Source organism: Vibrio sp. Y29_XK_CS5 (genome assembly GCF_024181835.1).
GTDB lineage: Bacteria > Pseudomonadota > Gammaproteobacteria > Enterobacterales > Vibrionaceae > Vibrio > Vibrio harveyi.
The window spans coordinates 1,125,832-1,147,156 of sequence record NZ_JAMZAM010000001.1 but is presented as its reverse complement, the minus strand read 5'-3'; the positions used below and the strand labels follow the sequence as shown (position 1 = coordinate 1,147,156).

Below are 21,325 nucleotides of genomic sequence, written 5' to 3'. Positions count from 1 at the left end.
CAATTCCGTCCATCGTGTGCTAAACCTTAATAACGGTAGTGATAAAGTCGTCACTACCGTTTTGATTACATTTATGATGTTTAACAATGCGTTAAAACAAGATTAAGCACAAAAACAGGGAAGTGCAGTTTACGACCCCAACGCCATTGGCAGTGGAAAAGGACATTTCTGGAGGGGAAAGGGTATGCTTACAATACTCTTAGTAGCACTTGCGCTGTATATTTTCTGGTTGTTGTTTCGTAACGGTCCTGCGTTTGCAGAGCGAGTACCGAACAAAAAACGTAACTGGGTCGGACCAACGTCAAATCAAAAAGAATGGCAGGGCTATTGCTCCGAAGTCTTTCAGCCATTCAGCTCTCAAACTACCTTTTATGCCATCGCGTATTTTGCCAATTTTGTCGCTGCGGCAAACGCCATTTCCTGGTCTATAGTTTACGAGGGCGATTACTCCGTCATCATCAGTCGCTTTGGCAGCTACTTCATTCTCAACACGCACGATGCCTTGGTGATCTCTGGGTTTGTCGCACTAGCGTGTTTCATCATTAATTGGCAAATGGCGGTACACTGCGCGGGGATCATGAGCCAGTATTTGGTGCGAATCTTAATCATCAATCGTACGCGCTTCGTTGCGATCAGTTTGGTGTTCTGCAGTTACTTTGCATACCTGCTGACTGTCGGCATTTTCTGGTTGTTCCACGACGGATACTCCATTTGGCATGGGCTTACGCTCACTCCGGTATTTCTGCTGTTGGCTTTGTTGCTTGCGGTTGTGTTGCCATCAATGAAGAAAGAACCTGCCGAGAAAGAGTAAGCGCCACTTATTTCATTGAGTTGCGGTAGTAATTCCACTGAGGTTGAGGTAGGATTGCCGACCTTTTTTTCGTCAGTGGGAGGACTTATGTATATCGGCTTTGACTACGGCACCGCGAACTGTTCGGTGGCGAAAATGGAACAAGGTGAACCGCAACTTTTAAACCTTGAAGGGAATAGCCCTTACATTCCTTCCACCCTTGCTGCACCAACGCGTGAATCGGTGTCTGAACATTTGTTCCGCCATCGCAGCATCAAACCTTTCGATCAGGTTGGTGAGCAGGTTTTGCGTCGCGCGATCAACCTTAATCGTGAAGAAAGCATTGAACTTGAGCCAGAAGACATGGCGTTTGGTCAAGCGGCATTGAATCGCTACTTGGAAGATCCTCGCGATATCTATTACGTGAAGTCTCCAAAGTCTTTCCTCGGTGCTTCTGGTCTGCGTGATGTTCAGTTGAGTTTCTTTGAAGATCTGGTTTGCGCCATGATGGACAACATCAAATCGCAAGCAGAGAACAGTGCGCAGAAAATTATTACTGATGCAGTCATTGGTCGTCCGATCAACTTCCACGGTCGTGGCGGTGAGACGGCGAACATTCAAGCGGAAGGCATTCTTTTAAGAGCAGCAAAACGTGCTGGTTTTCAGAACATCGAATTCCAATTTGAGCCGGTAGCCGCAGGTCTGGAATACGAAGCAACGCTAACCGAAGATAAAACCATTCTGGTGGTCGATATCGGTGGTGGTACGACAGACTGTTCTTTGATTCAGATGGGACCATCTTGGCGAGGTAAAGCCGACCGTACCGCAAGTCTGCTGGCGCACAGTGGTCAGCGTATTGGTGGTAACGATTTGGATATCGCCTTGGCGTTCAAACAACTGATGTTCCCATTCGGTATGGAGAGCAAGATGGAATCGGGCATCATGATGCCAACCACGCAGTTCTGGAATCCAATTGCGATCAACAATGTAGAAGCGCAGAGCGATTTCTACTCACGTGAAAACTTATCGGCATTGAAACTGCTGCACAAGCAAGCGCAAGAGCCTGAGAAGCTGGCTCGTTTGTTGGAGGTTTACCACGAGTCGCTAGGCTACAACATCGTGCGCCGCGCAGAAGAAGCCAAAGTCGCGTTGTCTGACCAAGCGTCTTACCGTGCGGGCATTAACTTGTTGTCTGAGCTGATTGAAGTGGATGTTCAACGTGACGAGATGATTGAAGCGATTGAGTCACCTAAGAATAAGATGACAGCTTTGGTTACTGAAGCGGTAGAGCAAGCGGGCGTGAAACCGGATGCGATCTTTATGACGGGCGGTTCGGCACGTTCGCCTATTTTGCGTGATGCAGTGCAGACAGTATTGCCAAACATTCCAGTGGTGAGTGGCAACTACTTTGGTTCGGTCACTGCTGGTCTAGCGCGCTGGGCAGAGGTTTGTTTTAAGTAAGACTGAGTTAGCTGTTATTAGATTCCTGATCTCGCCTAGGCTCGTCGGAATGACGAGGCTGGAGTTTGGCTGATGTGTTGCACTAAGCCACTCAAACTTTGACAGAAGACTAAATAGGGTCATTCCCTAGAGCGAGGAACGAGCGAGTAGGGAATCTCTAAAGTGCACATCAGTACAACCAAAGGTGCACACGACTAGAATCATAGGTACCAAAAGCAAAAGAGCCCGCTGAAGTAGCGGGCTCTTTTCGTTTAAGCGATTAATGGTGGTGCGTGTGCTTTTCCATGTGGTCTTTCTTCTCAACCGCCATTTCGACTTCCACTTTACCTGCTTTTTTGAACGTCAAAGTCACAGGGAAACGGTCGCCTTCTTTTAGCGCTTGGGTTGGGTTGAAGATCATGAGATGGAAGCTGCCTGGCTTGAATTCCACTTTCTGCTGAGGCTCTACCACGACTTCATCAATCTTAATCATCTTCATCATGCCGTCTTCTTTTGTGTGAGTATGAATCTCCACACGGTCAGCAATCGGTGTTGAAGCCGCAATCAGCGCGTCATCAGCGTCACCTAGGTTGCTTAACTGAAAGAAACCGCCAATCACAGGGGCATTTGGTGGCGCTTCACGGCTCCAAGGATGATCGATGTGAATCTTGCCTGCTTCGTATTCGTGAGCAAGGCTGAGTGGGCTTGCCAATAAAGCGACAAGAGCGATGGCTGTGGTTTTCATCAGTTTGATCATTTGTGTTTTCCTTTTTAAATCTGGCTGTTCTCTATCGGTTCTTCGATAGGATTAATACGTTATGTTTATTTACCGACTACTTCGTTGAGTATTTAGGTGTGGAAAACACAAGGCGGAGATTGCTTGGGCGCAACGTATTTGTAAACTGTTCTTCCGCAAGCTGCGAAATGATAGGGAGCGAAAACGTGCTTGGTGCGTCTTAACCAAGAGAGCGTGGTCAGATACAGACCGAACGCGATAGCGATAAAGAATTGCGCCGCTTGCAATAATGGACATTCAAACTGAAAGCCATCGTGCAGATTAAGATCTTGAACAAATTCAGAATTGGGCAGTGCGTTGGCTTCAATCAGTTCGTTAATATCCACCCATTTAAAGCCATCAGCGGTACACAGCAACACCTTTTCATCTTGAACTTGGTTTAGCCAATTTTCGCTGTGGATTTGCGTAGGGTTCAGTGCCGCAGTCGACGTTAGGTACAGCTGAAACAGCACAGCAATGATGATCATGACTGCGCTTATCGCTTTCTTTCCATGCTGTGTTCTGAGTGTGTCCATACGACTTTTTATTATGAAGCGGAGATACGCCAATTGGCTGTAAGACTATGTTTCGGCGCAGGATAGTAACAAACGAACATCAAATTGTAATCGCGAGTTTATAAAAAGGTGATGTGAGTGTGTTTTATTTGTTTTGCGGTTTTTTATTCTGAGAACACATATCGCAAAGATTTATCGTTCGGAAAGCTTTCAAACCTATTGGTGCGCTGAATGTCGCAAATTGAGTTGGTGATTTTGCGTGCTAGAATCGCACTGATTCAATTCAAACTGATTATCTATTCCTCACTTGTTTTCCATTAACGGAATTATGACAGTAATTTAATAAAGGATACGGTATTCTCCGCACCTTTGTAGTTGCTTGAAGCGCCCGTCATATAAGGGCTGCGGAATCTTAAGAAATTTCTCCAATGAAATACGAACAACAGATCGGATATCGATATCCTAAAGGTCGATTTGCTATGGTGAGCGTGTACGCGTTTACTGGCGCTGCGATTTTAGCATCGACTATTTTTTCTCTTTTACTGTTTTTGTCGATTGACGAAAACCCAATGATGCAGGCGCTATTTGGCGGTCTGGCGATCATCTTTGAAGCGGGTAAGTTTTACGCTTGGTATGAATACGGTGAGCGTCGTGCACACAGAAACTACACCGGAGCCCTCACGGCGTTAGTGTTCTATCTGGTGCTTGCCGCTATCTCTATCGGCGGTAGTATCGGTGGCATCAACAGTGCGACCAACAGCGCCCAAAGTCATATCTCTGTAGAACAAGCGAAAGTGGAAGCCTACAACCGTCAGATTGCGTCAATCGATAAGCAGATTGAACTGAACAACATGGCGGCGCAAAAGTACATCGAGATGGAGCGTATCGCAACTGGCGTAACGCGCATTCAAGAGCAGAACAAGAAGCTACGTGAAGAGCAACAACGTTTAGCAACAGAGCGTGATAGCTTACCGCCAGTGGCGCAAGGTTCGGTGATTGGTTTGATCGACAGCTTAGCGAAAGCATTTGGAACGACCTCTTCTCAAGCGCAGCTGGGCTTGGTGGTGTTCTTATCTATCTTGTTGGATTTCTTTGCTGCTTTCTTTGTGGGTTTGATTGGTGAAGAGAATCGCTTCCGCCATTTCTTCCGTCGTAACGACGGGATAACGTTAGCAAACATCCGAGATATTGACCCAGAGCCAGCGGGATACTTGCCTCATATCAAAGAGGAAGCCGAGCCTGAAGCGCAACAAGAGCTTGAACCAGAAGAGTCAAAAACGTTATTAGAGCAGGTGAGTGACGCATTAAAAGATCACCAAATTACTTGCACCAAAAAAGCGGTGGCGAAGCAGTTTAGGCTCTCGGCAGAAGAGGTCGACAAAGTGTTTGAAGAACTAGCTAAACTTGGTTTAGTCGGTAAGAAAGCCAACCACCATTACCACTGGATTGGTCAAGCGGAAGTGGCTTAAGCATCGCGAACGAAAAAACAAAGGAGCGTCTAGATGGACGCTCTTTTCATTTACTCTAAACCGATATTTCACCAATCGACTCACTTCAGGCTGACGATTAATCAGTGATGATCTTCTTGGTTGTGTTTTTAATAGGTTTCTTCTCTTTCTCTGGCATTGCAGCGTCGACGGCCTTACCTGCAAGTCCTTCCTCGGGTAGTGCGTCTTTACCGGCTTCCACCGTGCTGTCTTTTAAGGCTTCTTTTGGTGTGCATCGTCCACCGACACCCACAACCGCTTTAGTGGCTGTTGCTTTGGCTGCTTTTTCTGCATCACAGTCTGGGTCCAAAACACCTGCGTGCGCAGAGGTTGCGCCGAATAGGAGAAGAAGTAGGGCAAGGTTACGTTTGTTCATTACAGTTACCGTCTTCGTGTAAACATGAATTAAGTGTAACTGAGTGATGTGAGTTTGCAGGAAAAGAAAAGTGCCGCCGAAGCGACACTTGCGAGTTTCTGTTGTAATTTCGGAACTTTAGTCGTTCGCGAGTTCAATTTCTCTTGCGATATTTTGAGCGTTAATTACTACGCCATCGACTTCGATCTTTGCACCATCTAATTGCGCTTCTTGTACGCCATCGAGCTGGGTATTGGTATCAATCACCACCGTTTTGGTTTGGAATTCTGGCCCATGATCGTTTTGGCAAGCAAGCACGAAAGTTCGGGAGTTTGCGTCGTAACTGTTTACTAAGCCTGTGCACTCAAAAGACTCTAATCGCTCTGATGTATTATCGTTGTTTGTTGCCGCGAAACTGCTTGCTGAAATACAAGCACCGAAAAGCATAATTAGAGGTAGTGTCATTTTACGCATTATTAATCCCTCATTTGGTCATACGTATCTGTTGTAAAAATTGAAAAGAAAAGACGATACGAGAGAGGGAAGAAGCACCACAAAGGCGGTGCTTCTTAGTTGTGTTTGTTGTACTTATTTCGACTTAGTCGTCAGATTCCCAAGGCTCAATCTCAAGTGCAACATTTGTGTTGTTGATGATAGTACCTTCCACTTCTACATGTTTATTTGCGATGTTTGAAAATGACAGACCATCTTCAAACATTGTTTTGCTATTTACGACCACGCTAGAGTTATCGATAGTTTGGTTTAAATCATTCCAACAATGATCGATGTCGAAAGTTGCGGTGTCCACGCCATTAATTTTGTGGTTTGCTACCCAGCCAGAACATTCGAACTCATTAACGTTCCAATCTTCTTCGTTATCATCTGCCCAGTCTGGCTTTTCAAACTCGACATGAGTTGCAACCGGGGTGTTCAATGTTCCCATGACAGAAGTCACTTCAACTTCAGAGCCGACGGCTAGATTGGCGATCAACGCTGGGTTACAAGGTGCGTCATCATCATTTTGAAAGCAAGTTTTGCCATCAATGATAAATGTTCCGCGGTAGTTAAGCTCGAAGGCGCTCTGGTCTTGGTTTACCCAAGTGACGATGCCTTCAACATCATTTTCTCCTTGTAGTTGGTTGTAGCTTTCAACTTCAACTAACGAGGCATGAAAAACGTTGCCATTGAAAGAGCCTTCTGCTTCCACCCATTGACCCACTTGTAGATCCGCAATGCGGTCATAAGCGACAGTCACATTTGCACCAAGTTTGAATTCTTTCTTATTAAGGTCAATGCTTGAAATTCGACCTTCAACTTCATCTTGATCAGACAAGCTGGTTTCAAATTTTACGACTGAAAGTACTTTGTATTGGTTGTTCGCCGCAGGTAGAGAAGACACCATTACCCAGTCACCACTGTCAATATCAGAGTTAATGAGTTCTGGATAGACAAGTTCAAAACCATTGATGGTGAACTTGCCCGCGTTTTTGTCGATGATCTTAATGTGACCAGTCATGGTTGGTTCTAGTGTTACAACAACGGGTGCACTAGACGATTTTTCCTGACCAGAACCAACTTGAACCATCATGTTAGGCTTCACCGAAGCAAGGTTGGTTTGTTTACCACCATACATAACTTCTGATACGCGGTAAGTGTAGCCATTTACTGTGATTGAACTGTTTTCACTACTTACAGACTCTACGGTACCGATAGCCGCACTTGGTTTCGCTACAGGTTGAGTTGTAGAGTTATCGCTACCTCCAGACCCACCACAACCTGATAATGCCAAACCCACTGCCGCTACAAGCGCTAATTTTTTCATGATATCGACCTATTTTGAAAGCTTATTTATGAATTTGGTTGTATCTTATGGCGCTTATCGTGAAGTGTTCGTGAAGAAACGTGAGCCTATGAAAATATTAATTGTCGATGATAATCACAATGTTTCAGAAACTATTGCGGATTATCTAGAGCTCGAAGGAATGACGATAGATTGCGCTTACCATGGAGAGGCTGCGCTAAATTTAATTCAAGAAAATCATTATGATGTCATCATTATGGACATCATGATGCCAAAACTTGATGGCATCAGTACAGTCGAGAAACTCCGTCGTGAGCAACTTTGTGGTACCCCAATTTTGTTCTTGACCGCCAAAGATACTCTCGATGATAAAGTCGCGGCATTCAATGCTGGTGGTGATGACTATTTGATGAAGCCATTTGCCATGCAAGAACTTAGCTTGAGAGTACATGCATTAGCCAATCGAGGTCCAAGGCAAGATATTGGCACGTTAAAGTTTGCAGACATAAGCTTAGATGTGAGAACCGATGAAGTGACTCGCAATGGTAAACACATCAAACTCAGCCGCATTCAAACTAAAATTCTAAAGCTGCTTTTAAAGCGCGCGCCTGCAGCGGTGTCTCGTACCGAAGTAATTGATAATGTATGGGGTGATGAGCCTCCTGGCAGCGATGCATTGAGAAGCCATATCTATGGTTTAAGAACGGCGCTCGACAAGGGTTTTGATGATTCCAGACTAGAGACGATTCATGGACAAGGTTACCGACTCAAAGCATAAAGAATACCCAAGTATTTATCGCAAGATCCGCTGGGGATTTGGTTTAATGACCTTTGCGATGTTTACCTTATTTTGGTCGTTAATTTATGTAGCGGAGAACAAACTCGAAGTACTGAGCTTACACCACTGGTTGGATACAGAGGTAGAGCTGTACCAAGAGAACTTCCAAAACATGGGGTGGGATGCGCCGCTTCCTAACGTTCTAGAATTTGATTCTTATTGGAGTGAAGCACCAACACCAGAGTGGCTGTTGTCTTTCAAGTTTCCCGGTTTCTATGAATACCTTTTAGGCGAGGAGGATAAGCATTTTGTCGTGTTTGATCACCCGTCTGGTAAAGGCTTGATGTACATTGTCTTTCAAGATGACTCGGATGACTACTTGGATGAATACGAAAGCTCGCTGCACCAATTCACATTCTTTTTAGGTGGATTGTTTTCTTTGATCATGGTTGGCTACGGTGTCTATATGGTGCGCATTTTGTCGCGTCCACTTGCCAAGATTGAAGACAAAATAGGGCGAATGCCACCTGACCAACCGGGTTTCGATGTGGATACCAAATTCAGCGAGACTCGTCATATTGAACAGACTCTGTTAGATAGTAAAAATGAAATCGCAGGGTATTTTCGTCGTGAGCAAGAGTTTAGTCGCTTTGCTTCTCACGAACTGCGCACGCCCATTATGGTTATTAAAGGCTCAACAGACATTTTGGCTCGCGTACCGGATCAACCGCCCATTGCTCACAAAGCTATCACACGTATGCAATCGGCTTGTGAGGAAATGAGAGTGTTAACGGAAGCCTTCTTACTATTGGGTAAAGAGAAGGTAGAGCCGCAACACTATGCCGATCATGCGTTAACCACATGCTTAAAACAGCAGTTAACTGAGCTTGCACCTCTATTTGCTAAACAGGGAGCAGAATACAACCTGAGCGAAAATGAGAGTGGGCTCGTTCATGCCCCAGAGAGTTTTGTGACGATTGTAATTAATAACCTGATCAAAAACGCGTTTAGCTACAGTATTGGCGATATTGAAATCGTGTTGATAGGCACGCAACTTACTATTGTTAATCGACACGATGGTAATGAAACCTACAATGCAGGTTATGGTTGTGGCTTAGTTATTGTCGAACGTATTTGTGAGCGCATGAGTTGGCCATTTGAACTGGATGATGATGGCGTAAGGTTTACCGCTACGGTTGATTTTCGATCGTAAAGTCATCAGATTATTAAATTCCGGTAACACACTCATAAACGGTTAGTTGTAAAGCCAGAGCCTCGACTCTGGCTTTTTTGTTCCTAACTGCCAGTGAAACAAGAAAAAATCTCGATTTGAATTAGACTCATAAGAGTAAAAATGAAACCCAAGGAATGGTTATGCTCTCTTATCAGGTCAGCCGAAGTATCGAAATCGAAAAGACGCAAAGTGAAATCATCGATTATCTGAAAAATTTTACCCATTGGCCCGAATGGTCACCATGGATAATTTTGGAACCGAATTGCGAACTTACGTACAGCGAAGAACAAGGAAAAGTTGGCTCAGGATATCAATGGAATGGTAAACGTATAGGTACAGGGGCAGTGGTACTGGAAAGTACACAAGAGCATCGCCTTGATATGGAGTTACACTTCTTTCGACCATTTAAAAGTCAGGCGAAAGTGACATTGGTTGTGACGCCGTCACAGAAGGGGTGTGCAGTAGAATGGATGATGCAATCCCGTGTACCTTGGTTTTTATTCTTCCTTAAGGGGATGTTTAAGTCCATGATTGAAATGGATTATGATCGCGGTTTACGTATGCTAAAAAGCCAGTTGGAAACCGGGCAAGTCTTATCTCAACTTAAAGACCTCGGTTCCCGGAAACAAAACGAAGTCAGCTACATTGGCTTGGCTGGGGCAGGAACTATTTCAGAGATTGGTCCTATTATGCAGCAGCATGTCGAACGCTTGTTTGAAATGGCAGAAAAAGAAAACCTCCCCGTTACTGGAGAGTTGTTTTGCTACTACCTTTCGATGGACATGAAGCGTGGTTATTTTGAGTTTATCACGTGCTTGCCAGTACAAGCAGGAGTCGTGGCGACTGGCGAGTTTGTTGCTGGAACTATCCCCGCCAGTGATACTTATGTCGTTGAACATAAGGGCGAATACTGGTTCTTAGGTAACGCGTGGTCATTGGTGATGAACCTAACGCGACAAAATGGCATTAAAGTGAAAACCAAGCCGTTAGGGATCGAACGCTATATGAACAACCCTAATGAGACTGAGAAAGCAGATTTGTTGACCGAGGTAATTGTCTTCAAGAAATGATGTGCGTTGTAAAAGTATGAAGAAACACCATGTTTCAATCCAACTGCATGATAATATTGATTAATCAATTAGAACGATAACCAAGTTGATGAGTGCGATGCTCAAGTACCTCTCAGTTACTTGGATAAATAGCACCATCGCATTATGTCATGGATGAGATATGAAACTTAAATATTCCCTAATTACTGCCTGCTTATTTGCGTCTACTTCTTATGCGGATGAAGCCCCTAAAAACATCATCTACATGATTGGTGATGGCATGGGACCTGCTTTTACGACTGCATATCGTTACTACCACGATGATCCAAGTACAGAAGAAATAGAACCAACAGTATTTGACTCAATTTTAGTCGGTATGGCGAAAACCTATCCAGACGATGCTACTTATGTCACTGACAGCGCTGCGAGTGCAACGGCATTGAGTACAGGGGTCAAAAGCTACAATGGAGCGATTGCGGTTGATACTGAGAAGAAGCCAATTAAGACAATGTTAGAGATGGCAAAAGAGCAGGGTATGACGACGGGGCTTGTCGCAACCTCGCAGATCAATCACGCTACCCCTGCGAGTTTTGCCGCACATAACGAATCACGCCGAAACTATGATGAAATCGCCAATGATTACGTCGACAATAAAGTGGATGATCAATTGCCAGTCGACTTGTTACTCGGAGGTGGTGTCCGTTATTTCGAACGAGATGATCGTAACTTAGTTGAAGAGTTTAAAGAGCAAGGGTATCAGTATATTACGGACTTCAAACAACTTCCGGCGTTGCAAACCTTGCCTGCTCTTGGCTTGTTTGCAGATAAAGCATTTCCGTTCGCATTGGATGAAAACCCAACTCGATTGCAAGTGATGACCAACAAGGCGTTATCCTTACTTCAACGCCAAGATAACGGCTTTTTCGTCATGATTGAAGGCAGTCAAATAGATTGGTGTGGTCATGCGAATGATATTGCATGTGCGATGGCAGAAATGGATGACTTTGCAAAATCAATTGAGCTGGCAAAAGCTTATGTTGATGCTCACCCAGATACGCTTTTAGTCGTTACGGCGGACCACTCCACGGGTGGTTTAACCCTCGGCGCTAATGGTCAGTATTTATGGGATACAGAAGCTATTAAGGGCGTTCATACTACAGCGTGGCCGTTGGCGATGTCTTTGGCCAAATCTCACGATATGATCGCGACGTGGAATGAGTCCGTAGATTGGGCATTAACTAAAGATCAAAGCCGACAACTAGCATACGCGAAGTTGAGTGAAGAGCCAGCTAAAGCGCTTTACAAAGAAGTGAAGGATATTATCAATAAGAAGAGTTATACCGGCTGGACGACGAAAGGACATACCGCAGTCGATGTTCAGGTCTTCGCTTATGGTAAAGGCTCTGAGCAGTTTATTGGTTCGCAAAACAATACGGAAATCGCTAAGAAACTAATCAACTTTATTCAATAATGAATGGGTGTCGATTGATAGCTTCTCGGGAGCGAACTTGTTGTAAAGTCGTTAGTTTTACGTGTTTCTTCATTTCTTAAAAAAATACCTCAGCGATTGCTGAGGTATTTTTGATTAAAAGCCAACTTCTCTTGCTAGAGAATTATTGTGCACGGTATTTACCGCTGTTTAATTCAATTTTAGACGCTTTTACGCGACTGTCAGCATTCAGATAGTCACTGATGCCCAAAAGGTCTTGTCCTTCAGAGGCTTTGAATACCGCTGATTCGCCCTGAGCGAAAACAACTTCAAGTTTGAGTTCTTTTGCTACTGCTTTAGCGTCTGCTGGATTTTTTACCGTGACAAAGATAAGGCCGGTTGCTTTTGATACATTGCTAAATGCATTCTTAAACACCTCGTCACCTGCATGCAATTCAGCGGCTTCTGAAAGGTTGTCGACAGACAGTTTACGGTAATCTTGACCGTTAATTTCTACTGCATCAGACGCGATGAACAAGTCTGGTGTTGGTTGCTCCGCTAATTGTTGCTCTGCTTGTACGGCAGTTGCCAACGTTGATAGAGCCAAAATCGAAAATGTCATAAATTTCATGTGAATGACTCCTTAGTGACCAAAGATACGCATAGACCAGTTCTTGATAACGCCTGGCTTAGCATTGTTCGCCATCGGTACATCATAGATAGCTGAAGAATTGAAATATGCAATGAATGAGAACACTTCATCACCATTAGTATCGATAGCACGTAGCGTCCATTCACCTTTCGCGTTTTCACCATAGAAGTGGTTCGAAAGCATCAATTGGTTCTCGTAACCCGCAATGCTTGGATCCAGTGATTGTCCAACCAGACCGTTGCGAGGCGTTTGTAGAACAGAGCGAGTGCCTGATGGAGAGATCAGCTCGATTGCTAAATCTGGTAGACGTGAATGGTCCAGTGTTAGCTTCACTTGAACCGATTCAACCGTAATGTCATCAGTAACAGCGATGGCTGATGAGCCGCCCGCTAGACTTGCGTCTGGAACACTGACTTCTGTCGAGTTGCTTGCCCAAGGCGTAATGATTTGTGCTGGCAGAACATTGTTTGTCATGCGTGCACGTTTCATTGCTTCGTCTAGGTTTACAGCACCAAAGCCATAGAACGTATGGAAATTAACGCCAGCTGCGTTCGTCTGCCATGGAGAAATCGCTTCATAGCTAACAACTTCGCCTTGATTATTAACGAACTCAAGTGGCACTCCTGGGTGATCTTCGTCTGTCACACTTGCTGTTTCTGCAAGTAACGCACGAACGTCACGAGCAGTCAGTGCGTGGTTAGTTGACATGATGGCAGCAATGGCACCTGAAGTGTTTGGCGCTGCAGATGAGGTGCCATTCATTGTGCTGGTGTAGTTACAGTTTGGATCTTGCTCTGTACCACCATGGAGACCGTTAATACCAAGATCAGCACTGGTGTTTTGACCTTGTTCACAACCCATCAAGTCGGTGGTGACCATTGCTGGGAAATCTTGACCGTATTCACCAGCAGGCGCTGCAACCCAAACGTTTGAACCCACTGAAGAGTAACTTGCGCGGGTACCATCAGCACGCAAAGCGCTGGTTACTAAGTTGTAGTAATTTGAGTTGTCATAAGACTGCACTGCGTTGTGCATAGGTAGCCCTTTGTTGCCACCGCCAGCAAAGAAGTCACCCGGTAATACAAAGAATCGACCCGTATTGAAGTAACGATAGCCGTTACCTGCTGATTTTACGAACACGGCTCCGCGACCCCAAGCGTTATTCTCGCTGACGTCTTTCATCACATCCACTTCCAATTTGAACTGTGGATCGTTTTCATCGAAAGCAATTGGGGAAAGAGGACTAAAGCCGTAGCTTTGGTTGAATACACGAACATCGCTTGTTGACGCATCTGCACCGTGAGAAATCAACCAACCTTCAAGAGTTTGGTTTGCGAGCCAGTTAAAGCCCATTAGAGAAGAGCGAGAAGCGACACCGCGAACCCCTTCGCCATTGTTACCAACGGCACTGATCAAACCGGCAACCGCGGTACCGTGACCATTTGCGTCTACCGGATAATCTGATGGGAAAGGAGAGTCTTCGATGAAGTTTCGGCTACCTGTGACTACGTTACCTGCAAGATCTGGGTGATCGATCTGTACGCCTGAATCAATGACCGCAACCTTAACGCCAACACCAGCAATGCCCATTGCTTGAGTGAGTGTTGTGTTTAGGTCGTTACCGGCAACAGCAGGGTTCGCTGCAAACGCAGTTTGTCCGGTGTTGTTTAGGTGCCATTGCTCAGAATAGAGCGGATCGTATGCCGAGACGGCAGGTGAAATGCCTACTGCTAGCATCGCAGCGAATAGGCGATTAATGCGTGTTTCCATTTGTGACCTCATGTCTTTGTTTGGAATTTTTCTTCCTGTTCGGTACTCCTTTAAACAGGTCTAAACAAAGCTAGCGGTTAAAAATGGAGACGAAAACTGTTTACATCTTATTTACTTTTGTTTTTCGACGCACGACAGTATCTTAGTGTTAACCACTTGAAGGTACGTAAGATTCTAGATATTTGGTGAAAATATAGCGTGTTTGAAAAGCAGGAATATTAGTGTAATTTCCTGCTTTTTATGGAATGGGGTGATTTATATGGCAGGTTGTATGGTTGCCTCAGGTTCTGTAGGGGCTTTCTCTTTACGGGACAACAGACCGTCAACCACTTTCTCAATGTAGAGTTGCTTATATTGTTGGTCACACCAACGCTTGTTCAAACCTCGACGGTTGAACTCAGCACCAATCGCAACACGTGTTTGGTTTGAAGCGCGATTGTAATACAAGGTCTCACACAACTGCATGTTACTCATCTGTTGAGCGTATACGTTGACGCTGCTGCTTCTCATCCCAAGTTGTGCAGCTTGTTGGTTGCTGCATGCTGCTAAAAACAAAGGCGCAATCGCAGCAAAAATCCATGTTTTCTTCATTGTTCTGCTCTATGACGTCGAGTGAATCTTGTACTGGTTACGACCAGCTTGCTTTGCATCATACAGAGCTTGGTCAGCAGCGAAAAACCACTTATCCCACTCTTGTTTGATAGTTTGCGCGCTTAATTCATTAACCGCGCCAAGAGAGATTGTCGCGCCCATGGAGTCAGAGTCAACCTCTAGGTTGTTGTTTTCAACCGCAAGTCTCAAACGGTCCAATGTTTTTGCACAGTCGTCGGCATGGCTAATTTCGAAGAGAAGCACAAACTCTTCACCGCCCCAGCGAACCAGCAAGTCGCCAGAACGTGTCGCTTCATCGAGTATTCGTGCAACATGCATCAACATTTTGTCGCCCAAATCATGACCATATTGGTCGTTGAACACTTTAAAGTAATCAATATCGATGATCGCGAGAGCAAATCGACGACTTGGGCTTCTGCGCGCCATATTATCGAGCCAGTTCGGTAAGAAGCGGCGATTGTGTACCTTAGTTAATGGGTCCGTTGTGTTCTCTTGTGCAAGTACTTGATTGATTCGGTTCATCTGCCTGATATAACGGAACAACCAAAAACCAATGACGGCGACAACAAAGAAGTAGAAGATTTCGCGATAACGCTGTGACTCCAGTTCAGAAGCTTGCAAAGCATTTTTAGCCTCTAAAAGAGTCAGTTCTTTTTGTGCCAGTTTCGCTTCCAAATCGAGTTTGATATTAATCATCTCGTCGCCATGAATATGATTTTCAAAGCTCTTTTCTAGATTGCGGAGAAGCTCTAATGCGTTGAATGCTTCTTCGAAATGCTTAAGCTGTTGGTTTGCTCGGATAAGAACTAAATACAGATCCATTTTTTGTTTGGTCTCTGCACTTGCTGTTTCACTTAACCCTTCTAGGGCGAGATTTGCACTCTTTATCGCTTGCTCGAACTTACCATCTTGAAGATAAGCTTCTGAAAATGCTTCATAGCATGCTGCTTTCATGCCTTTTAGGTTTTGTGGATTGGGTAAATCTAAACAAGCTTGCGCCAACTGATAGGATTCTTCCATTTTCCCAAGCGTGCTGAGTAGCTGGGATAGGTTAGATACCGAGTTATGCTTAATTCTAACTGACCCTGTCGCCATTGATAGTTTGGCTGCTTCTTCGAAGTAACGCTCAGATTCCTCGTACTTTTCCATCCCAAAGTTAATGACACTCAAGTTTGCGTACATAATGGCTAAGAAAAGGCTATTGTCGTACTTCTCTTGGCTGTTTAAATAGCCTTTTAATGCTTGGTCTAGATAAGTCTTTGCACGATCCCAATCTGATAATTCCATATACAGAGAGGCAATGTTGTTGAGCGTCATCGCGATTTGAATTTCGAACTCTGAATTTTCCAACAAGTCATAAGCAGTTAGATAGTGCTTTAGACTTGTTTGGACCTGAGAGCGTTGAACTTCGGCATTTCCCAACCAACGGTAGGCGCGTCCCTGAAGGGAGTTATAGCCAATTTTTCGAGAGATATTAATAACGTCATGAAGAAGAAGTTCACCTTGCCAGACTTCATCTGCCTCCACCAATTCTACTGCTTGATTCAGTTTTGCCTCGGCAATAACCCACTGCAAATTATGAATGGTACCGAATTCGACTAGGTTTGGGATTTTAGGTAGAGGAACACCTTCATAACGCTCAAGATAAATACGAGCAAAATAATACAGAGCTTGGGATTCTGGTGAGGCGTCTTTAGGTAGTGAAAGTTCACTGGATTTAATTGATCGCGGTTTGCCGATGGAGTCAAAGTAGAACTCAAGCATCGGATAATCGTCTTTAGCGATATGGTGCCTTAGGTAACTCTCTTTGTTTGGTTGTTCAGAGGCAAAGCTAGAAGACAGACAAAGTGTACTTAGGACAATCGGAAAAATAGTTCGTAACGTTTTAAGCGGGCAAAGCATTAGTTTGGTGATAAGAGCTGACTCTTATAATTGAAACACATGTGAAGTCTATCACTTATTCTGAGTGATTACCCATAGATTTAGACAGTCTATCTATGCTTGTAAAACCTTTATCAGATCAATGTTTGTAGAGGGTTGACATTACGGGAATTTAAAAAAACGAAGGACTTTGGAGAAAGGAGAGAGTCGGCTGATGAACCCTAACCAGATACAAACGAACTTAAGTTGTTAGAAGCTTAAAAGAGGAGAGTGAGTTAGCAAACAAAGAGAGGGATCTGCCTTAAAAAAACGGTTGATCTCTAAAATTTCATCTCGTTGTCATAAATATTTAATATTGCTATGTCTTGTGGAAAAAGGCGTTTTTAGACATAGTGTTATTAAGCCATGAAAAACTGGCTGTTCCCATCAAAAAGGAGATTGCCTATGCACAACGAAATGATTCAACCTTCTCGCTTCGGTATTATCGGTCGTACTTGTATTGCTTCAGTACTGATGATCGCAGGTGTTTTCACTCTCATTCAATGAGACAGTAACGAATCATCACTGATAAGAAAACCATAGCAAAATTCAGGGAATTACCTTAATAAAAAATAAGGTATTCCCCTGAAAATCTCGCCTAAATCTCTTTTCTTAACTCAACAAGCTAAAAACCAACGCACTTACTGCAACAATACCTGTCATTAGTACAAAGTATGTAGATGCTTTCCCACGATACTTCTGCAGCCCTTTCACTTTATATACCGCTAACATCGGCATAATAAATAAGATCATGGCAATGACTGGACCTGATAGAGCTTCCATCATGCCTAGTATACTTGGGTTCATGATTGCTGCAATCCAAATAGACACAAACAGTACGACTACACTGATGTGATCAACACGTCGTTTTGGCATATCAGAATGCTTAGTGATCAAACCATTCAGGCTTTCGCGCGCGCCAAGGAAGTGACCAAGGAATGAAGAAGTAATGGCAACGAAGGCGACAAGTGGCCCCAAAGTTGCAATGAATGGGTTTTCTGTTGCGTTAGCTAAGTAAGACAATACCGATACGTTTTGTGCTTTTGCTTCTGCCAATTGCTCCGGGGAAAGAGCAAGCACGCATGAGAAGACAAAAAGCAGCACAAATGCGATCAGCATAATGCTTGTGCGGCGCAAGATCAGCTCTGATTTTACATCGGCACCTTCTTCATAGTGTCGGCGTTGTACATTCGCAAAACTTGAGATCGCCGCAGCGTGGCTAAATGAGAAGATGACGACTGGAATCGCCAGCCACATTGTGCTTGCGAAAGATGACATTTCTGGTGCATCCATCACTGGCATGCTCCAGTTTGGCATTAGATAAAATGAAAGAAACGCCAGAATCGCAACCAACGGGTAAACCATGATAGCGAACGCACGTAGCATCACTTTTTCACCCGCCATCATGATAGCAATCAAACTGAATACTAATACGCCAGATAGTAGGGCACGTGGCAGTGGCTCCATACCCGCTTGGTTGACCATAAAGCTGTCAACGGTGTTGGTAATACCTACGCCATAGATAAGTAGAATCGGGAAGATAGAAAGAAAATACAGCAGCGAAATCGAACGACCAGCTTTCGCTCCGAAGTGCTCTTCTACAACATCTGTAAAGTCTGCATTTTTGATTTTGGATGACAGCACAAAGCGAGCAAGACCTCGGTGCGCTAAGTAAGTCATTGGATAAGCGAGGATCGCCATAACAACCAAGGGCCAGAAACCACCGATGCCTAGATTAATAGGAAGAAATAGAATGCCTGCACCCACGGCAGTACCAAACAAGCTTAATACCCAGTGAGTATCATGTTTTGTCCAATTATTTGTTGTGTTTAATTCACTAAAATTTAACGTTTCTCGAGATTCTTTCACTTAAAACTCGCCTTTATAAAAATAATAATCGCGCGGATGTTATATGTTTTAGTGATTGTTATCACATTGGTGGAGTGGTGAATCATGCTGGTGAAAAGGCAGTGGTGTAAATTATCGAACCATGAAAATTTGCAAAAAGCGATATATAGTTTCAATTTTACATATTAATACTGAAACTATATCGTGAAATTTAACGATTTTTTGGTTTTAGATGTTGTGGTTAAGCTTTGTTCGATAACTTTGTAAGGTAGTCATGTAAGGGAAGTGGCTTAGCAACACCAAACCCTTGAGCAAACTGAATATTTAGCGACTCTAGGGTGTCAATATGTGCTTGTGACTCCACAAATTCGGCAACGGTTACTAATTTCATGCTGGTGGCAACTTGGCTGATGGCTTGAACGATAATTCGGTCGTTTTCACTATCAACGATATTTTTTACAAAAGAGCCATCAACTTTGAGCACATCCAGTGGGAGGCGACGTAAATAGTCAAAACTGGCGTATCCGGTACCAAAGTCGTCCAATGCGATGGTCGACCCCGATGCGCGAAGAAGATCGAGATTGTGAATAGCGATGGGTTCATTGCGCAGCGCATCCGACTCGGTTATCTCAAAGCACAGTTTATCCATTGGTATATGATGCAACCTAGCTTCTGCCTGTATGTCTTCCGCCATCCCTTCATAATTGAGTGCCTTAGCGGTCAAGTTGATGGCACAGCGTCCAACAAGGTTCCAATCTTCCACTTGCGCCTTTAGTGCGCTGAACGTGTGTTCAATAACCCACTGATCTAATTCTAATTCGAGTCCAAACTCATTGATCAACGGGAAGAACTCAGCAGGTGACATGAGCTCACCTTGGTTTGGCTTTAACCTCAGAAGGATTTCGAAATGCGCGGCTTGAGGTGTTAGCGTCAGGGCGCGATACGGCTGACAATAGAGCTCAAACTGATTCTCACGAAAGCACTGTTGGATAAAGCTGAGTTGATTGAGTGTGTTAGATTGCTGGTGGTTGTGGGTTACCCAACTCACACAGCTTTGCTGATGAGCTTGTTGCTCACACAGTTTAGAGATAAGTGGATCAAGGTTACTATTGCCAAAGATTGAAGCGCACTGAATCGTTCGTTTTACGAGACTAATAGCTTTGTCGTCGAAGTAAAAATAGAAGCTATCTAGTAGGCTAATCAGAGTATCGAGCTCTTTTTCCATGTTTGGTAAGCGGGGCGCGATGCAGAGTAAACCACTCGCAAAAGGAGGCAGGTAGGCGCGCTGCAAGTGCTCAGTATTTGATGCGAGATATTGACTGAGCTGTTTCATTAATTGCGCTCTACCATGATGACCTAGACCACTTAGCTTCGACAACGTAGGCTCAAGGTCTATGTAAATCAAAGTAGCATTCGTGTGCTTTGCGACATCGTCTTTAAGTTGCGCGAGATTGTACAACCCCGTGAAGCTGTCGATACGCTCTTTACGAATGGCATTGCGTGTGGTGACGTAGTTTTTAATCGTGTGAGCGCCAAGCATAAACGTAAGCATGGTGAGAACAAACAACACCAAAAGCATGGCGTAAACTTGCTCTCTAGAGAGAATATCCGCGTTGAAGCGTTTTATGATGCTTTCGATACAAATCAATAAAGTGGCGGCGCCTACCAACATTGGTCGTACCAAGCCAAACTTGCCTAACGCCATGCCTACCAGACAAAGCAAAATTAAACTCAAGGTGTTGAGTGTTAGTGGGTTAGTCGTTGATATAGCCGCCACAAGGAAAAGCGCACAAATCATCAGCCATAGTCTGAAATGCAAAGGGCTGGAATGGGCGTCCATCATGGCGCGGTCGAGCTTTAAATAGGGCGCATTATCACCATCGAGCACGTAGCTCAGTCCTAGGCTTAATAAAGGGGTCAGTACCATTTGCGTTAAAATCGCGCTCAAAACTGAATAGGCGATAAACTCAAAAGAAAAATCTGGCGCTCCTCCAAGAAGTGCACTGATCAGAAGCAAAAGTGCGGTGTTCGCTATTGGGTAAAGAATGCCGATTAAAATGGCGAAGTAACCTAACTTTAGTGTGAAGTTGTAAGCCAGTACACGCTTCAATGCAGCGCGATAAAGTTGGCAAAATAGTAATGGCAGGGTGGGCAAAAAGAAGGCAAATAATAGCGCCATCTCCCAAGGACGCTGGGAGAAAACGGTATAGTAAAATAGCAGGCTCGCGACAATGGTCGGCAATACTCGCCAACTGTATCTTAAGGTCACAGCAACGACAAAAGCGGCTGTGAAAGAGAGTACATGGACACGATCTTGCGAGATAACATAGAAATTAGACAGGCTATAACTGACTTGTATCGCGCAAAAAATTAGGGTTTGAATGCCTAAAGACTGCCACCACTTTTTATTTTTATAATCGAGCAAAGGGTTGATTTGCTCGAATCCAGACATCGACATTATTCAACTCTAATTATGACAACTTAATTGAAGCGCTGACGTACACGCTAGCGGTACATTTTCGTAATCACTCGCTTGCTAATGAGCCTGATTGCTCAATAAGGACGACTGCTTTCGTCTCGTTATTATTATTTTTGTATATAAGAGCGGCGATTATTCAACAAAAAACGACCAACAATCAAATAAAAACTGGTATGACGTTCCATTAGTTAAAACTGGCGCTCATCATCAAGAATTGGTCTGACCAAAGCAAAAGGAAGTATACCCAAGGAGACTCGCCCTTCGGGAGCATGTCATTGAGTTGAGTTCTGCGTCACCCAACTTGATGATAACGCTCTGAACCCTGCATCTTGAAGTCACTTGGGTATATCAATGTGAACTGCATGAAATCGTTAGGTTTTATCGCGCTTTG

Annotated in this window: 18 protein-coding genes; 7 read left to right on the top strand and 11 right to left on the bottom strand. The window is 44.2% G+C overall.

Translation table 11 applies throughout. The features are described from left to right. Positions 1–184: 184 nt before the first annotated feature. Both NL647_RS05150 and yegD read left to right on the top strand, forming a co-directional pair. On the top strand, positions 185–811 hold the full coding sequence (locus NL647_RS05150) for a hypothetical protein (protein ID WP_009696323.1): 627 nt from the start codon (positions 185–187) through the stop codon (positions 809–811). Between the two features lie 87 nt (positions 812–898). Continuing rightward, positions 899–2,251: a molecular chaperone gene (gene yegD / locus NL647_RS05145; protein ID WP_253649759.1), complete on the top strand. Its 1,353-nt coding sequence runs from the start codon at positions 899–901 to the stop codon at positions 2,249–2,251. Positions 2,252–2,510: 259 nt separating this feature from the next. On the opposite strand, the gene NL647_RS05140 is transcribed toward yegD, so the two are convergent. After that, a complete protein-coding gene (locus NL647_RS05140; RefSeq protein ID WP_253649758.1) occupies positions 2,511–2,987 on the bottom strand; it encodes a copper chaperone PCu(A)C in 477 nt (158 codons plus the stop codon). A 92-nt stretch (positions 2,988–3,079) separates the two neighbouring features. Next, on the bottom strand, positions 3,080–3,541 hold the full coding sequence (locus NL647_RS05135; RefSeq protein WP_253649757.1) for a hypothetical protein: 462 nt from the start codon (positions 3,539–3,541) through the stop codon (positions 3,080–3,082). Between the two features lie 407 nt (positions 3,542–3,948). On the opposite strand from NL647_RS05135, the gene NL647_RS05130 reads away from it, so the two are divergent. After that, a complete protein-coding gene (locus NL647_RS05130; RefSeq protein ID WP_253649756.1) occupies positions 3,949–4,989 on the top strand; it encodes a Preprotein translocase subunit SecY in 1,041 nt (346 codons plus the stop codon). Between the two features lie 97 nt (positions 4,990–5,086). Here NL647_RS05130 and NL647_RS05125 read toward each other — a convergent pair whose 3' ends face one another. The 3 genes from NL647_RS05125 to NL647_RS05115 all read right to left on the bottom strand — a co-directional run bounded on the left by NL647_RS05125 (position 5,087) and on the right by NL647_RS05115 (position 7,184). Continuing rightward, entirely contained in the window at positions 5,087–5,383 is a 297-nt protein-coding gene (locus NL647_RS05125; protein WP_253649755.1) for a hypothetical protein, read from the bottom strand. Positions 5,384–5,500: 117 nt separating this feature from the next. Beyond that, a complete protein-coding gene (locus tag NL647_RS05120; RefSeq protein WP_253649754.1) occupies positions 5,501–5,836 on the bottom strand; it encodes a hypothetical protein in 336 nt (111 codons plus the stop codon). Between the two features lie 124 nt (positions 5,837–5,960). Next, complete coding sequence (locus NL647_RS05115) at positions 5,961–7,184, bottom strand: DUF5666 domain-containing protein (RefSeq protein WP_101960714.1); 1,224 nt, start codon at positions 7,182–7,184, stop codon at positions 5,961–5,963. 88 nt (positions 7,185–7,272) lie between these two features. Between NL647_RS05115 and NL647_RS05110 the strand changes: the two genes are divergently transcribed. The 4 genes from NL647_RS05110 to NL647_RS05095 all read left to right on the top strand — a co-directional run bounded on the left by NL647_RS05110 (position 7,273) and on the right by NL647_RS05095 (position 11,695). Continuing rightward, the gene (locus tag NL647_RS05110; protein WP_005450120.1) at positions 7,273–7,941 is read left to right on the top strand and encodes a response regulator transcription factor; all 669 of its coding nucleotides are present in this window, start codon (positions 7,273–7,275) and stop codon (positions 7,939–7,941) included. Next, positions 7,913–9,154, top strand: coding sequence for a HAMP domain-containing sensor histidine kinase (locus NL647_RS05105; RefSeq protein WP_050908249.1), 1,242 nt, complete (start codon positions 7,913–7,915; stop codon positions 9,152–9,154). Before NL647_RS05110 ends, NL647_RS05105 begins: the two co-directional genes overlap by 29 nt. Before the next feature lie 161 nt (positions 9,155–9,315). Beyond that, on the top strand, positions 9,316–10,245 hold the full coding sequence (locus NL647_RS05100; protein ID WP_253649753.1) for an SRPBCC family protein: 930 nt from the start codon (positions 9,316–9,318) through the stop codon (positions 10,243–10,245). A gap of 160 nt (positions 10,246–10,405) precedes the next feature. Next, positions 10,406–11,695: an alkaline phosphatase gene (locus tag NL647_RS05095; protein ID WP_253649752.1), complete on the top strand. Its 1,290-nt coding sequence runs from the start codon at positions 10,406–10,408 to the stop codon at positions 11,693–11,695. A 142-nt stretch (positions 11,696–11,837) separates the two neighbouring features. Here the strand turns inward: NL647_RS05095 and NL647_RS05090 are convergent, their stop codons facing one another. From NL647_RS05090 to NL647_RS05065, 6 genes are all read right to left on the bottom strand, one after another. Next, positions 11,838–12,284: a hypothetical protein gene (locus NL647_RS05090; RefSeq protein WP_005450111.1), complete on the bottom strand. Its 447-nt coding sequence runs from the start codon at positions 12,282–12,284 to the stop codon at positions 11,838–11,840. A gap of 12 nt (positions 12,285–12,296) precedes the next feature. Next, positions 12,297–14,075, bottom strand: a complete 1,779-nt coding sequence (locus tag NL647_RS05085) for a S8 family peptidase (RefSeq protein WP_101905270.1) — start codon at positions 14,073–14,075, stop codon at positions 12,297–12,299. Positions 14,076–14,330: 255 nt separating this feature from the next. Further along, on the bottom strand, positions 14,331–14,666 hold the full coding sequence (locus NL647_RS05080; RefSeq protein ID WP_005450107.1) for a hypothetical protein: 336 nt from the start codon (positions 14,664–14,666) through the stop codon (positions 14,331–14,333). Between the two features lie 9 nt (positions 14,667–14,675). Then, complete coding sequence (locus NL647_RS05075) at positions 14,676–16,451, bottom strand: tetratricopeptide repeat-containing diguanylate cyclase (RefSeq protein ID WP_253649751.1); 1,776 nt, start codon at positions 16,449–16,451, stop codon at positions 14,676–14,678. A 768-nt stretch (positions 16,452–17,219) separates the two neighbouring features. Then, a complete protein-coding gene (locus tag NL647_RS05070) occupies positions 17,220–18,476 on the bottom strand; it encodes an aromatic amino acid transport family protein (RefSeq protein WP_009696312.1) in 1,257 nt (418 codons plus the stop codon). A gap of 220 nt (positions 18,477–18,696) precedes the next feature. Further along, complete coding sequence (locus NL647_RS05065; protein ID WP_253649750.1) at positions 18,697–20,913, bottom strand: EAL domain-containing protein; 2,217 nt, start codon at positions 20,911–20,913, stop codon at positions 18,697–18,699. Positions 20,914–21,325 lie beyond the last annotated feature (412 nt).

Coding starts and splice junctions, on each gene's coding strand:
- NL647_RS05150 (WP_009696323.1), top strand. CDS start 185: ATGCTTACAATACTCTTAGTAGCACTTGCGCTGTATATTTTCTGGTTG.
- yegD (WP_253649759.1), top strand. CDS start 899: ATGTATATCGGCTTTGACTACGGCACCGCGAACTGTTCGGTGGCGAAA.
- NL647_RS05140 (WP_253649758.1), bottom strand. CDS start 2,987: ATGATCAAACTGATGAAAACCACAGCCATCGCTCTTGTCGCTTTATTG.
- NL647_RS05135 (WP_253649757.1), bottom strand. CDS start 3,541: ATGGACACACTCAGAACACAGCATGGAAAGAAAGCGATAAGCGCAGTC.
- NL647_RS05130 (WP_253649756.1), top strand. CDS start 3,949: ATGAAATACGAACAACAGATCGGATATCGATATCCTAAAGGTCGATTT.
- NL647_RS05125 (WP_253649755.1), bottom strand. CDS start 5,383: ATGAACAAACGTAACCTTGCCCTACTTCTTCTCCTATTCGGCGCAACC.
- NL647_RS05120 (WP_253649754.1), bottom strand. CDS start 5,836: ATGCGTAAAATGACACTACCTCTAATTATGCTTTTCGGTGCTTGTATT.
- NL647_RS05115 (WP_101960714.1), bottom strand. CDS start 7,184: ATGAAAAAATTAGCGCTTGTAGCGGCAGTGGGTTTGGCATTATCAGGT.
- NL647_RS05110 (WP_005450120.1), top strand. CDS start 7,273: ATGAAAATATTAATTGTCGATGATAATCACAATGTTTCAGAAACTATT.
- NL647_RS05105 (WP_050908249.1), top strand. CDS start 7,913: ATGGACAAGGTTACCGACTCAAAGCATAAAGAATACCCAAGTATTTAT.
- NL647_RS05100 (WP_253649753.1), top strand. CDS start 9,316: ATGCTCTCTTATCAGGTCAGCCGAAGTATCGAAATCGAAAAGACGCAA.
- NL647_RS05095 (WP_253649752.1), top strand. CDS start 10,406: ATGAAACTTAAATATTCCCTAATTACTGCCTGCTTATTTGCGTCTACT.
- NL647_RS05090 (WP_005450111.1), bottom strand. CDS start 12,284: ATGAAATTTATGACATTTTCGATTTTGGCTCTATCAACGTTGGCAACT.
- NL647_RS05085 (WP_101905270.1), bottom strand. CDS start 14,075: ATGGAAACACGCATTAATCGCCTATTCGCTGCGATGCTAGCAGTAGGC.
- NL647_RS05080 (WP_005450107.1), bottom strand. CDS start 14,666: ATGAAGAAAACATGGATTTTTGCTGCGATTGCGCCTTTGTTTTTAGCA.
- NL647_RS05075 (WP_253649751.1), bottom strand. CDS start 16,451: ATGCTTGAGTTCTACTTTGACTCCATCGGCAAACCGCGATCAATTAAA.
- NL647_RS05065 (WP_253649750.1), bottom strand. CDS start 20,913: ATGTCGATGTCTGGATTCGAGCAAATCAACCCTTTGCTCGATTATAAA.